Source organism: Micromonospora sp. LZ34 (assembly GCF_052981855.1).
Genome location: NZ_JBRIQN010000003.1, coordinates 144,227 through 157,750, shown reverse-complemented (window position 1 = coordinate 157,750; position 13,524 = coordinate 144,227). Strand labels below are relative to the sequence as shown.

Sequence of the window (13,524 nt, the reverse complement as noted above, 5' to 3'; positions counted from 1 at the left end):
GCCCCGGACGCGGCGCCCACCGCCGCCGCGTCCGGGTCACCGGTGCCAGAGCAGCCGGTCGCGGATCCGTCGGGTCATCGGGGAGTCCGTCCCGTCGAGTTCGGCGAGGGCCTCGCTCCACGCCTGCCCGGCCAGGATCGGGTCGCCGTTGGCGGAGTGGAAGTCGCCGATGGAGACCAGGACCTCCGCGGTGTGGTGGGGGGCGCGGGCGTCGCGGAAAGTGGCGATCGCCTGCTGCCAGGTCGCCATCGCGTGCGGCAGGTCGTCGATCATCGAGTACGTGTGCGCCAGCCAGGCCTGGGTCGTGCCCAGCCCGTGCAGGTCGCCGAGGGCCTCGAACTGCCGCCACGCCTCGACGAACATGCCCAGCGCCTCGGCGTGCCGGCCGAGCCAGCCCTGGGCCCGGGCGATGATCAGCAGGGCATTGGTGGCGCCTCGCACGTTGCCCTCGGCGAAGAGGAGCGCCCGCGCGGCCTCGGCATGCCGGATCGCCTCGTGGTAGCGCCGCTGGGCCAGCCGGATCTCGGCGATGTTGTTCTCCACGTGGCCCTGCTCGGTGCGCCGGCCGAGCCGGTCGAAGAGCGCCCGGGCGTGCTGCAGATGCGACAGCCCGCGGTCGAGATCGGCCAGGAAGTAGCAGGCGCCGGCGAGGCTGCGGTGCAGCAGGGCCCGGGCGGTGACGTCGTCGTCCCCGGTCGCGGCGAGGGCGGTGCTCACCGCTGTCGCCCACTGCTTGAACTGCGCGGTGTCCTGGAAGAAGTTCTGCAGGGCCAGCGCGATCTGCCAGGCCGTGCGCGGCCGGCCGCGCTCCTCGGCCCGCGCGACGATGTCGGTCAGCACCCGCTGCTCGGCGGCGAACCAGGCCATCGCGTCGGCCCTACCGGTGAAGCCGCGCCCGGTCACCCCGCGCTCGGACGGCTCCGGCTCCGGCAGCGGCACCTGCGGCTGCAAGGGCAGATGCGCCGCGTACGCACTGAGCTGGTAGTAGTCGTGGACCCGCTCGATGGCAGCGTCCCGCTCCGCCGCGTCGTCGTGTTCCTCCCCGAGCTCCACGGCGTAGGCGCGCAGCAGATCATGCATCCGCCACCGGCCGTCGCCGGGCTGGACCAGCAGCTGCGCCCCGAGCTCGGCGAGCAGGCAGCGGGCGGAGCGCAGGGACAGGCCGCCCAGGGCGGCCGCCGCTTCCGTGCTCAGCTCCCCGGCCGGGTGCAGGGGCAGCAGCCGGAAGAGCCGGGCCGCCTCGGGAGTCAGGGCCCGGTAGGACCAGGAGAAGATCGCCTCCAGATCGGCGTGTGCGTCCCCGAAGCCGGCCAGCCGGCCGTCGGCCTCGGCCAGCTCACCGGCGACCGCGGGCAGGCTGAGCCCGGGCCGGCCGACGCTGCGGGTGGCGACCAGCGCCAGGGCCAGCGGCAGCCGGCCGCACCGCGCGATGATCTCGTCAACGGCGGCCGGGTCGGCGGCCGCCGCGTCGCCGAGCCAGCGGGTGAGCAGTTCGCGGGCCTCGGCGTCGGTCAGCAGGTCGAGGTGCAGCGGGTAGGCACCCGCCGGGCCGGCCACACCGGTGATCCGGCGGCGGCTGGTGGCGATGACGAGACTGCCGCCGGTGCCGGGCAGCAGGTGCCGGATCTGGTCCCAGCCGCGGCAGTTGTCGAGCAGGATCAGCATCCGGCGCTCGGCCAGGATGCTGCGGTAGAGGCCGGCCTGGGCGTGCAGCTCGGCCGGGATGGCGGCCGGCGCGACCCCGAGCGACCGCAGGAAGCCACGCAGCGCCTCCGCCGGTGTCATCACCGAGTCGCCGGAGTCGAAACCGCGCAGGTCGGCGTGCAACTGCCCATCGGGGTAGCGGGCGGCCAGCTGGTGGGCCAGGTGCACCGCGAGGGTGGTCTTCCCCACGCCGGGCATTCCGTCGATCACCAGGGCGGTGGTCCGCGGGTCTCCGGCCAGCAGCTCCTCCGCGGCGGCCACGATCGCGCGGCGGCCGGTGAAGTAGGGGTGGTCGGCCGGCAGCTGCGCCAGCGGTTCGGCCCGGGTGGGCTGCGACAACTCCAGCTCGGCTGACGGCCATGATTCGGCCTCCGCGCCGCTGGGCGGTGCTCCGGGCCGAATGAAGGCCGGTCTGACGCCGTGCCGCGACCTGGAGCCGTCAGCCGGGGCGTCGAGGTCGAGCAGGCTGTCCCGGGCCGCGCGTAGCTCGCCGCCCGGCAGGATGCCGAGTTCGTCGGCGAGCCGGTGCTCGATGTCGGCATAGGCCGCCAGGGCCTCGGCCCGCCGGCCGTCCGCGGCGAGCGCGAGCAGCAGCCGCGCCTGCAGTGCCTCGTCCAGCGGCTCGTACTCGGCGGCAAGCCGGATCGCGGGCAGCACCGCGTGGACGCGACCGGCCTGCAAGGCGGCGTCGGTCGCTGCCCGGACGGCCGCGAACCGCTCGCAGTCGACGGCAACGAACTCAGGATGGGACCGGCCGCCGGCCTGCAGGCCCGAGGCGCACCGGTCGCGCCACAGCCCCAGCGCCTCCCGGTAGAGCTCGACGGCCGGCTCGCCGGAGCTGGCACCGGCCTGGGCGACCAGGCGCCGGAAACGTAGCAGGTCGAGCGACTCCCCGTCGATCCGTAGCCGGTATTCGGCGCCGTCGCGGATCAGCACCGAGCCCGCCGCCCGGGTCGGCAGGCCCGGCTCGAAGCGCCGCCGGAGCATCCCGACATGCCGGTGCACCACATTGACCGCGCTGGGTGGGGGGTCGGAATCCCAGAGCAGGTCGACGAGTTCGGCGACGCTGACCGCGCCGCCGGCCCGGGTGAGCAGCAACGCCAGGATCAGCCGCTGCTGCCGGGTGCCCAGGTCGATCTCGGACTGGCCGCGCCAGGCCCGCACCGGGCCGAGAACGGCGAAAGAGAGCGGGCTGGTCATCTGGACGCGATCCATGGAGAGTTTGTTGCCACGATCGCCACAGCATGGCAGGGCCCGCCGAGACACGGGCGCGCGTTGCGGCTGTGAGCTTCGACTCAGCGGCCGGATCGCCGGCCGCCGGAGTCGTGCCTGCTCAGGCCGCCTTGAGGCCGGTCCGCAGGGCGCGCAGCGCATAGTGGGTCCGGGACTTCACCGTGCCGATCGGTACTCCCAGCCGGCCCGCGACCTCTTCCGGCGACCGGCCGACCAGATAGACCTCGGAGAGCAGACTGCGCTGCGCCGGGCTCAGCCGGCCGAGCGCGCGCCGGATGGCGTACGAGGCCAGGGCGGTGCCGGTGGTGTCGTCAGCAGCGGGAATCCAGGTCATGTCGACGAGATGGACCTCGGCCGGGCGGCCCCGCCGCAGCCGGACGCCATCGATGACGAGCCGCCGGGCGACGGTGAGCAGCCACCGACGGGCGGCATCGGGCTCGGCCGGCACCGAGTCGAGGTGCCGCCAGGCCCGCAGCATCGTCTCCTGGAGCAGATCCTCGGCGGTCTGCCGCTGGCCGTGGGTCAGCAGGAGCAGGAGACGCAGCACGGCACGGGCGTGGTCCGCATGCAGCGCGGTCATGCGCTCGGCCCGGCCGGCCGGTGATTCGTCGGATGCCCGGAGCACGGTTCACCCCCACAGGCAGGAGCAACGGTGAGTGCGTCACGAGCCTAGGGACGGTCGATGCGAATGGACTGACGTGCAAGTGCGAATCGAGTGCCGTCGCCGATCGCAACCGGTCACGGACGCGACGTGACCGCCGCGAGCAGGCCGGCCAGCCGCCGGCCGGTCCGGGTCTGCGCGTAGGGGATCAGGGCCAGCGCCTCCTGCCATGCCCGCACCGCGGCGTCCTGGTCGCCGGCGGCGGCTTGGGCGTCGCCGAGCAGCGCCAGCACCTCCGCGGCCGGCGCCGGCGCCGAGGCCTCCTGGTAGGCGTCGGCCGCCTCGCGCCAGCACTCGACTGCCTTGCCGGGCTCCCGGCGGGCGGAATGCACCTGGCCGAGCACCTCCCACGCCTCGGCGACACCCAGCCTGTACCGCGCGCCGCGCGACAGCGCCATCGCCTGCTCGGCGCAGCGCACGGCCTCTTCCTCCCGGCCCAGTTCGGCGTTGCTCGCGGCCATGATCACCAGGGCGTCCGCGCGCAGTCTGTCGTCTCCGGCCGCCCGTGGCTCCAGCGCCGCGCAGAGCGTCCGGACGACATCCTCATGTCGCCCCTGGGCGGCCAGGATCATCGCCCGGTTGATCCCGGCCCGGGTCATCTCGTCGTGCAGGCCGAGCCGGGCGAGCAGCTCGAGCGCCTGGTCGAGATGCCCGACCGCGGTCTCGTGCTCGTGCCGGAAGTAGGCCGCCCCGGCCAGGCTGCGGTGCATCCGGGCCTGCCCGACCAGGTCGCCGCCCGCCCGGGCGGCATCGAGAGCCACCTCGCCGGTCGTCGTCCAGTCGACCCACCGGCCGCTGCGGTCGAAGAAGTGCTGCATGCCCAGGGCGAGCTGCCAGGCGTCGGTGTGCCGGCCCTGCCGGGCGGCCCGGCCGACCAGGGCGATCAGGACCTGCCGCTCGGCGGTGAACCAGCGCATGGCGTCGCCGTGGCCGGCGAAGCGCAGCGGCGTCTCGCCGGGCCCCGGTTCGATCATCGGGTGGTGCTCGGAGGCCAGCACCCGCCGGTGCGCCTGATAACAGGTCGCCCGGTAGAACTGCAGGCAACGCAGCTCCGCGGCGGCGCGCTCGGCCGGGCTGTCGTTCTCCTCGCCGAGTTCGGTGGCATAGGCCATCAGCAGGTCGTGGGTGCGGTAGCGACCCGGCAGGTCCTCGCTGATCAGGTGCGCGCGGCTCAGCTCGCCGGTCAGCGCCCGCGCGGTCCGCAGCGGGACGCCGGCCAGGCCCGCCGCCCCGGCGATCGAGATGTCCGGGCCGGGATGGATCGGCAGCAGCCGGAAGAGCCGGGCGGCCGGGGCGGAGAGCGCCCGGTAGGACCAGGAGAAGCCGGCCCGCAGGCCGGTCTGCGGGTCGTCGCCGTCGAAGCCGTCCAGGCTCCCGGGCGCTCGGGCCAGCTCGGCGGCGATCTGCGCCGGTGGGGTCCCGGGCAGGCTCGCCGCGCGGGCGGCCACCACGGCCAGCGCGAGCGGCAGCCGCCCGCAGCTGGCGATGATGGCGTCGACCGCGGCCGGGTCCGCCGCAACCCGGCCGGCGCCGAGCGGCCGCAGGAGCGCCGCGCGGGCCTCGTCGACGCTCGGTAGGCCGACCGGCAACGGGTGGGCGCCGGCCGTGGTCAGCAGCGTGCTGAGCCGGCTGCGGCTGGTGACGATCACCAGACAGCCGGGGCTGCCCGGCAGCAGGTGCCGGATCTGCTCGGTGTCCCGACAGTTGTCGAGCACGATCAGCAGGCGTCGGCCGGCAAGGCTGCTGCGGTACAGGCCCGCCTGGGCGTGCAGCTCGGCGGGTATGCCCTGCTGGGGCACCCCGAGCGAGCCGAGGAAGCCGCGCAGCGCCTCGGTCGGGCTCATCGCCGGCTCCCGCCCGTCGTATCCGCGCAGGTCGACATAGAGCTGGCCGTCCGGGTAGTCGGCGGCGAACCCGTGGGCGAGGTGGACGGCGAGGGCGGTCTTGCCGATTCCGGGCATGCCGTCGATCGCGAGCACCGCCGGCCCGCCCGGGCGCGCGACCGCCGCGCGGGCCTCGGCGATGAGGTCGTCCCGGCCGCTGAAGAAGGGCAGGTCCGGCGGTAGCTGCGCGGGCCGGGGGAGGGGCGACGGCGACTCGGTACGCGCCGGCTGGGTGCGCTGGTGCAGCAGCCGGTCGTACGCCTCCCGCAGCTCCTCGCCCGGATCGATGCCCAGGTCGTCGGCGAGCCGGCGGCGCACCACCCGGTACATCTGGACGGCTTCCGCCTGGCGACCGTCGGCGGCGAGCGCCAGCAGCAACCGGCTCTGCAGCGACTCGTCGAGCGGGTGCTGCTCGGCGGCCTGCCGCAACGGCGCCAGCACCGAGCTCAGCCGGCCGCAGCGCTCGGCGGCGTCGGCGGCCTCGCGCACGGCCTCGGCGCGTTCGGCCTCCACGGCGAGGAACGCGGGATGCAGGCGGGAGGCCGGTTCCAGGCCCGCGGCGCACCGGCCGCGCCACAGCCGCAGCCCGTCGAGGGAATGCCGCAGCGCCGACTCCGGGTCGCCGTCCTGCAGGCTCCGGCTCGCCAGCCGGGTCAGCGACCGGAACTTCAGCAGGTCGAGGGAGTCCTCGTCGGCGCGCAGCCGATAGCCGGAGAGTTCCCGGAGGATGTGCCGGCCCGCCGACCGGGTGGGCAGGCCGGGCTCGAGCAGCCGCCGGAGCACCCCGACGTGCCGGTGCACGACGTTCGCGGCGCTGGCCGGGGCCTCCTCGTCCCAGAGCAGGTCGACCAGCTCGGCCAGGGACACCGACGAACCGGCCCGGACCAGCAGCAACGCGAGCACCAGGCGCTGCTGGCGGGCGCCCAGCCGCAGTTCGGCGCCGGCGCGGACGACCCTGATCGACCCGAGCACCGAGAAGCCGATCGTCTCGCCCGCCTCCGCCCGCACAGCGGCAACGGTAACCGCCGACCAGCCGCGCGGAGCTTCCGACCAGGGGGCCAGGGGCGCGACCGGTCAGCGGCGGGCCGGGCGGCCCAGGGCGTCGGCGACCGGACGCTCGGCGTGCCGGGACCAGCGGCGCAGCAGGTCGCCGCCCGGCGGGGCGAGCACGATCGTGACCACCGTCGCCACCAGCGCGCCGAGCAGTGCGCCGGCGACCACGTCGTGCGGGTAGTGCACGCCGACGAAGGTGCGCGAGAAGGCGGCCAGGGCCGCCAACGGCAGCGCGATCAGCCCGAGCCGGCGGGACAGCAGCAGCGTGACCGCGGCCAGCGCCCCCGCGATGGTGGAGTGGTTGCTGGGAAACGACCAGTCGCCGGTCGGCGGGCAACTGCTCGCCACGATCACCACGTCGGCCAGGGCCCGGCAGGGGCGCTCCTGGTCCACCACCGACTTCAGCCCCTCGCTGCACCCGTACGCCAGCACCACCGACAGCGGCGCGAGCAGCGCCACCGCCCGGTCCCGGGGCCCGCCACGGTGCCGGGCGACCGCCGCCGCCAGCAGCAGCGCGCCGAGCAGCAGGATCGCCCCCTCGGTGAAGTGCCCGGCGAACCACTGCACCGGTTGCGGGGTGTCCGCAGCGAAGTCGACGATGTTCTGGTACCAGTCGACGCTGATCTCCGGAACATCCGGCGTGCTGGTCTCAACCATGACTCACCTCACCAACTGTTCATACCGGGTTTACCGCGCAGACGAGGTTGGAACACCTCGACGGTCACCGCAGTGTGCGATGGTCGGGACGTCTCCCTGACCTTCGTCTCAGTGACCTCACAGCCGGGTCTGCTTCGATGGATGTCGGTACCTCGATCCAGGGAGGCGCTGTGCAGCACACCCCCACCGCCGATCGACCGCCGGCCGGGCCCGCGGCGGGGGACGACGAGAGCTGGCGGGTCCGGCGTACCGAGGCGGACCTGCACCGGCTCGCCGAGACCGAGTCGATCTTCGCGCTCGGCAACGGCTGGGTGGGCTGGCGCGGCAACCTCGACGAGGGCGAGCCGTACGGCATGCCGGGCAGCTACCTCAACGGCTTCTACGAGGAACGCGAGATCGGCTACCCCGAGGACGGGTACGGCTTCCCGCAGCTCAGCGACACGGTGGTCAGCGCGCCCAACGCCGCGCTGATCCGGCTCTGGGTCGGCGACGAACCGCTGGACGTCCGCACCGGCACGCTGCGCAGCCACGAGCGGGTGCTGGACCTGCGGGCCGGGACGGTCGAGCGGCACACCGAGTGGATCTCGCCGGCCGGCCACGGCGTCCGCATCCGCAGCACCCGGCTGGTGTCGCTGCCCCGGCGCCCGGTGGCCGCGGTGCGCTGGGAGGTCGAACCGCTGGATGCCGCGGTCGAGGTGCGGATCGTCTCCGACCTGCTGGCCAACGAACGGGTACCGGAGCGCTCCGACGACCCCCGGGCCGCGGCGGTCATCACCGACCCGCTGACCGCCGAGTACCGCCGCTGCGCCGGTTACGACGGGGTGCTGGTGCACCGCACCGAACGCAGCGGGCAGCGGGTCGCCGTCGCGGTGGCCCACCGGGTCGACACGCCGGACGGGTTCGGCTCGGGCGTCGACCGCGGCCCGGACCGGCTGCGCCTGACGCTGACCGGCACGCTGCACCCCGGCGAGCGGGCCCGGCTGGTCAAGTTCGCCGCGTACGAGTGCGCGCGGGTGGCCGCCACCCCGCCGGAGGAACTGGCCGACCTGGTCGTCCGGGAGGCGGACGCGGCCCGCGCGGACGGCTTCGACGCTCTGCTCGCCGGCCAGCGCGCGGCGCTCGACGCCGCCTGGCAGGTGGCCGACGTGCAGCTCGACGGCGACGCCGAGTTGCAGCAGGCGATCCGGTTCGCCGTCTTCCACCTGATCCAGGCCGGCCGGCCGGACGGCGACCGGACCATCCCGGCGAAGGGGCTGACCGGCAACGGCTACGACGGGCACGTGCTCTGGGACACCGAGGGCTACGTGCTGCCGGTGCTGACGTACCTGGCTCCGCAGCTGGCCCGGTCGGCGCTGCGCTGGCGGCACGCCCACCTGGCCGAGGCCCGGGAGCGGGCCGCGGAGCTGCGGCTGACCGGGGCGACCTTCCCGTGGCGCACCATCGGCGGCCGGGAGTGCTCCGGCTACTGGCCCGCCGGCACCGCCGGGCTGCACGTCAACGCCGACATCGCCGACGCGGTGCTGCGCTACGTCGCGGCCACCGGCGACGAGGAGTTCCTCGCCGAGACCGGGCTGGAACTGCTGGTGGAGACGGCCCGGCTGTGGCACGGCTTCGGCCACTGGTCCGACACCGGCACCTTCCACCTGCACGGCGTGACCGGCCCGGACGAGTACTCCGCCCTGGTCGACGACAACGTCTTCACCAACCTGATGGCCCGGCGCAACCTGCGCGGCGCCGCCGACGCCGTGGAGCGGCACCCCGGGCCGGCCGCCCGGCTCGGCGTCGACCCGGCCGAGGTGGCCGGCTGGCGGGCCGCCGCCGACGCGGTCTTCGTCCCGTACGACCGCAAGCGCGGGGTGCACCAGCAGTCGGCCGGCTTCACCGAACAGCCGGAGTGGGACTTCGCGAATACCTCCGACGACGACTACCCGCTGCTGCTGCACTTCCCCTACCTGGAGCTCTACCGCCGGCAGGTGGTCAAGCAGGCCGACCTGGTGCTGGCCATGCAGCGCTGCCCGGGCGACTTCACCGCCGACGAGAAGGCCCGCAACGTCGCCTACTACGAGGCCCGCACGGTCCGGGACTCGTCGCTGTCGGCCTCCCCGCAGGCGGTGCTCGCCGCCGAGGTCGGGCACCTCGATCTGGCGTACGACCTGTTCGCCGAGTCGGCGTTGCAGGACCTCGCCGACCTGGGCGACAAGACCGGTGACGGGCTGCACCTGGCGTCGCTGGCCGGGGCGTGGCTGGCGCTGGTGCAGGGCTTCGGCGGGCTGCGCGACGACCGTGGCGTGCTCTCCTTCGACCCGCGGCTGCCGGCGGCGATCCACCGGCTGGCGTTCCACCTGCGCTGGCGCGGCCAGCGGCTCCGGGTCACCCTCACCCGGGACGAGGCCCGCTACGAGTTGCCGGACGCCGACCCGCGGACCGCGGTGGAGCTGTGGCACCACGGCGAGCGGCTCCGCGTCACCGGCGGTTCGCCGGTGGCCCGCCCGATGCCGCCGGTTCCCGACCCCGGGCCGGAACCCCCCTCGCCTCCCGGTCGTCGCCCCACCCGCCGCTCCGCCGGCGAGCGCTGACCCCGCTCGGCGGGCAGCCCGGTGCCCGGCAGCGGGGTGCGGAACCCGGGGGCGTGGCGGGCGGGTGGCCGGTAGGGTGGCGCGGTGGCTGATCTTGAGCGGCTGGGCGAGCGGCACGCCGCGGCGGTGCTGCGGTTCGAGCGGGAGAACCGGGAGTGGTTCGCGCGCTCGGTGCCGGACCGGGGCGACGACTACTTCGCGCGGTTCGCGGCCCGGCACGCCGCGCTCCTCGCCGAGCAGGCCACCGGCCGGTGCCACTTCCACGTCCTGGTCGACGACGGTGAGGTGCTCGGCCGGTTCAACCTGGTCGACGTCGCCGACGGCGAGGCCGAGCTGGGCTACCGGGTGGCCGAGCGGGTCGCCGGGCGGGGCGTGGCGACCGAGGGTGTCCGCCGCGTCTGCGAGCTGGCCCGCGACGAGTACGGCCTGCGCCGGCTGGTCGCCTCGGCCACGCTGGACAACGCCGGCTCGCTCGCGGTGCTCCGGCGTACCGGGTTCACCCCGGCCGGTGAGGTGGTGCTCGGCGGCCGCCCCGGGCTGCGGCACGTCCGCGAGCTGACCGCCGCCGACTGACCGGCGACCACCCGGCGGTCAACCGGCGACGACCCCGCCGGACATCCGCTGCCGCACCCGACCACGCCCTGCCGTCGAGCCTGAGCTGAGGGCCATGGGAACGGCCCCGGCGCTTCCGCCGGGGCCGTTCCGTGTCGTGGTCCGGTCAGCTACGGGTGACCAGGCCGGCGTCGACCACGTACTCGCCGCCGTGCGTCGCGTGGAACTCGGCGCTGGAGGTGAGCAGGATCGGGTCGGACTGGTAGGTGGTCACCATGTCCGAGTCGGTGGCGTCGTCGCCCACGTCCGAGGCCGTACGGCCGTACGTGCCGGCCGCCTCCAGCCAGACCAGGTAGAGCAGCTCGGTACGGGTGGTGAGCGACCAGGTGCCGTCCGGGTTGACGGTGGCGTAGCCCCCGCCGGTGGTCTGACCCTGCCGCGCGCCGACCCGCACGCTGAGCACGCCGTCCGGGCCGGGGGCGATCCCCGGCTCACCCTCGTCGCGCTGCCCGTCCCGGTCCAGGTCGTGCCAGACCACGCCGCGCACCACGCAGGTACCGGAGATCGCCACGGTCACCGATTCGGTGTTGTTCTCGGTGCTGATCTCCTTGCGCTGCGGGGCGATCGCCGCGGTGATCGCCGGCCGGGAACCCGGCTCGGCGCCGGCCACCACGAACGGCACCGAGAGGCGCCGCGCCCAGCCGGGCGCCAGGGCGGGGTAGGTGCAGGTGTAGCTCGTCTCGCTGGTCACCGTGCAGTCCCAGCCGCTGTCGCCGGGCGTGAGGCTGGTCGTGCGCATCCCCGCCGGCACCGACACGGTGACGCTGATCGGGGCCGATTCGCCGGTGCCGCCGTTGCGGACGTCGATCTGGGTGTGGAAGGTCTCGCCCTCCGCCGGGTTCAGCTGGTCGGTCAGCATCAGGTTGACGAACAGGTCGGGCTGGGCGCGTCCGGCCGCCACCGCGTCGGCCGGAAGCAGCGCCCCCGAGGCCCCGACCAGGGCGAGGGCGGAGAGCGAGGTGGCGAAGGTACGTCGGATGGAGCGGGAAGGGGATCGCATGGCGTCCTCACGTCGCAGGATCGGCCGCGCCGGGAGGTGCGGCCGATGTGGAGATCAACTCCTCCGTCCCTCCGGCGCTCTCGATGCCCGCTGCGTTACACGCCTTTCGATGTCCGACCCCTCGGACACAATGGCGCGATGGCAGCGGAGTACACCGACACCGACGATTTCCGAGGTGCGGGGTTCCGGAGCGTGGACCTCGCCGGCGCGACGTTCCGCGACTGCGACCTCACCGGGGTCCGGATCGTCGCCTCGCTGGTCGCCGACCTCCGGGTGTCCCGGCACGTCGGCAGCGGCCGGGTGGTCGTCGACGACGTCGACGTCACCGCGTACGTGGCGGCCGAGCTCGACCGGCGGCACCCGGAGCGGGTGCAACTGCGAGCGGTGCGGACGGCCGACGACTACCGCGCGATGTGGGACACCGTCGAACGCCTCTGGTCCGACACCCTCGTCCGGGCCGAGCGGCTGCCCGAGGCGGCGCGCCACGAGCGGGTCGACGACGAGTGGTCCTTCGTCGAGACGCTGCGCCACCTCGTCTTCGCCGTCGACGTGTGGGTGGGCCGGATGATCCGTGACGAGCCGAAGCCCTACCACCGGCTCGGCCTGCCGCCCACGGACTGCTCCGCGGCCGCCGCCGTGGAGCTGGGGCTCGACCTCGACGCCCGCCCGTCATACGCCGAGGTGGTGGCGCTGTACGCCGACCGCAGGGCGCGGGTGCGCGAGGTCGTCGCGGCGGTCACCGACGCCGAGTTGGCGGAGATCCGCACCGCCGCGCCGACCCCCGAGTGGGGCGTGGAGTCGCACCCGGTCGGCGAATGCCTCCGGGTGGTGCTGGAGGAACACTGCGAACACCGCCGCTTCGCGGTGCGCGACCTCGCGGTGATCGAGGCGCGCCAGCCGTAGCCTGCTGTCTCTCGGTCAGGCGTCGACGGTCAACCGCACCGTCACGGTGTCGCCCACCTCGAGGTCCTCGGCCTTCCGTACCTTCGTCTTCACGGGCACGATGTACCGGCCGTCCTTGGGCCACAGGGCGGTCTTCCATTCGCTCACTCCGATCCGGGCGGTCACCGGGATCATGCCCCAGCCGTAGCTCACCTGCGTGGAGGTCGCCTCCAGGGCGGCGCACTGCTCGTCCGGCACGGTGACGAAGTGCCAGGGCGCCGGGCCGCGCCAGAACCAGATCTCCCCGCTGAACTCCAGGTCCACCACGGCAGGATACGAGTGCTGGGCGGGGCTCGGAGACTGCCAGGATCGGTGGTGAGTGCGAGACGGCCGCCCGACGCCCTGCACAGCTACCGCACTGAAGCGAAGACCGCCCAGCGTGACGCTGACCGCTAGCCTCGCTCGGTGAGCTTCAGTGCGTACGCGCGCAAAGTGCGGGATCCATCGCTGCCATATGGACGGCGAGTGTCCGCGCTGCGCTCATGCGTGCAGCTGTACCGGCCCATCGGCTTTCACGCGACCCTGAGCTTCCTGAAGGAGATCGCGGGCGGCTACGACCGTGACGAGGCGGCCCTGCTACGGGCGCTCGATGCCCTGATGGCCAGTCGTGCTGGTTGGCACGCCGATGTGCGCGCGTACGCCGCAACCCGCCGGCAGGCCAAGCGTCGTGGGCAACGGAGCCCTCGCCCCGGCGAGCGGAACCCCAGCAACGTCCCCGAGCACTGGTATGGGGCACCAGACCAGGCTGCACTGCACGCGCTGAAGTTCTGGCGACGTGAACGCCCTGCCAAGCTGCTGAGTGAGCGCGACCCCGTCGCCGAGATGATCCGCGGCTGCCTCGATGCGGCACTGGCCTCGAATGGCTCGCTCTCACCGGACCAACGGCGCACGCTCGCCGACAGCGCCGCCGAGCTGCGGCGACGCGTGGGCACCAACCTCTGGTACGACGACCAGCCGGCGTACTTCCGCACCCTGGACCTGCTGAAGGTTGCACGCTTGCTGCAGATCGCTGATCGCCCGGCTGGTCCATAGATCAAACCGACAGGCACCTGCGGCTGGACTTCGCCAAACGTCGCGTTGGTTCGGCTGATGACGCCAGACGAACTGGCCGAGGCTGCGCTGACGTCGCCGAGATGGTGTTCTCGCCCGTGACGCGCTCAAGCGGCTCGGCGCCGTGCTGGTCCGGTGACGGACCCAGCCCTG

At 74.2% G+C, this 13,524-nt stretch carries 10 protein-coding genes; 4 read left to right on the top strand and 6 right to left on the bottom strand.

Annotated elements, in window-relative coordinates:
• Positions 1 to 36: 36 nt before the first annotated feature.
• The 4 genes from ACVCAH_RS05070 to ACVCAH_RS05055 all read right to left on the bottom strand — a co-directional run bounded on the left by ACVCAH_RS05070 (position 37) and on the right by ACVCAH_RS05055 (position 7,191).
• Positions 37 to 2,919 carry an AfsR/SARP family transcriptional regulator gene (locus ACVCAH_RS05070; RefSeq protein ID WP_447134856.1) on the bottom strand — a complete coding sequence of 961 codons (2,883 nt, stop codon included), beginning with the start codon at positions 2,917 to 2,919 and terminating at the stop codon, positions 37 to 39.
• Positions 2,920 to 3,037: 118 nt separating this feature from the next.
• Complete coding sequence (locus tag ACVCAH_RS05065) at positions 3,038 to 3,562, bottom strand: sigma-70 family RNA polymerase sigma factor (RefSeq protein ID WP_447134855.1); 525 nt, start codon at positions 3,560 to 3,562, stop codon at positions 3,038 to 3,040.
• A gap of 113 nt (positions 3,563 to 3,675) precedes the next feature.
• A complete protein-coding gene (locus ACVCAH_RS05060; protein ID WP_447134854.1) occupies positions 3,676 to 6,489 on the bottom strand; it encodes a BTAD domain-containing putative transcriptional regulator in 2,814 nt (937 codons plus the stop codon).
• 66 nt (positions 6,490 to 6,555) lie between these two features.
• Positions 6,556 to 7,191: a phosphatase PAP2 family protein gene (locus ACVCAH_RS05055; protein WP_447134853.1), complete on the bottom strand. Its 636-nt coding sequence runs from the start codon at positions 7,189 to 7,191 to the stop codon at positions 6,556 to 6,558.
• Positions 7,192 to 7,361: 170 nt separating this feature from the next.
• Here ACVCAH_RS05055 and ACVCAH_RS05050 point away from each other — a divergent pair, with 170 nt between their 5' ends.
• Positions 7,362 to 9,767 (top strand): glycoside hydrolase family 65 protein, encoded by a 2,406-nt coding sequence (locus ACVCAH_RS05050; RefSeq protein ID WP_447134852.1) that lies wholly within the window; start codon positions 7,362 to 7,364, stop codon positions 9,765 to 9,767.
• Between the two features lie 84 nt (positions 9,768 to 9,851).
• Positions 9,852 to 10,340, top strand: a complete 489-nt coding sequence (locus ACVCAH_RS05045; RefSeq protein ID WP_447134851.1) for a GNAT family N-acetyltransferase — start codon at positions 9,852 to 9,854, stop codon at positions 10,338 to 10,340.
• Between the two features lie 145 nt (positions 10,341 to 10,485).
• On the opposite strand, the gene ACVCAH_RS05040 is transcribed toward ACVCAH_RS05045, so the two are convergent.
• Positions 10,486 to 11,379 (bottom strand): SdrD B-like domain-containing protein, encoded by an 894-nt coding sequence (locus ACVCAH_RS05040; protein ID WP_447134850.1) that lies wholly within the window; start codon positions 11,377 to 11,379, stop codon positions 10,486 to 10,488.
• Positions 11,380 to 11,517: 138 nt separating this feature from the next.
• Between ACVCAH_RS05040 and ACVCAH_RS05035 the strand changes: the two genes are divergently transcribed.
• Positions 11,518 to 12,282, top strand: a complete 765-nt coding sequence (locus tag ACVCAH_RS05035) for a DinB family protein (protein WP_447134849.1) — start codon at positions 11,518 to 11,520, stop codon at positions 12,280 to 12,282.
• A gap of 15 nt (positions 12,283 to 12,297) precedes the next feature.
• Here ACVCAH_RS05035 and ACVCAH_RS05030 read toward each other — a convergent pair whose 3' ends face one another.
• Positions 12,298 to 12,585, bottom strand: coding sequence for a DUF1905 domain-containing protein (locus ACVCAH_RS05030; RefSeq protein ID WP_447134848.1), 288 nt, complete (start codon positions 12,583 to 12,585; stop codon positions 12,298 to 12,300).
• A 141-nt stretch (positions 12,586 to 12,726) separates the two neighbouring features.
• On the opposite strand from ACVCAH_RS05030, the gene ACVCAH_RS05025 reads away from it, so the two are divergent.
• Entirely contained in the window at positions 12,727 to 13,353 is a 627-nt protein-coding gene (locus ACVCAH_RS05025) for a hypothetical protein (protein WP_447134847.1), read from the top strand.
• Positions 13,354 to 13,524 lie beyond the last annotated feature (171 nt).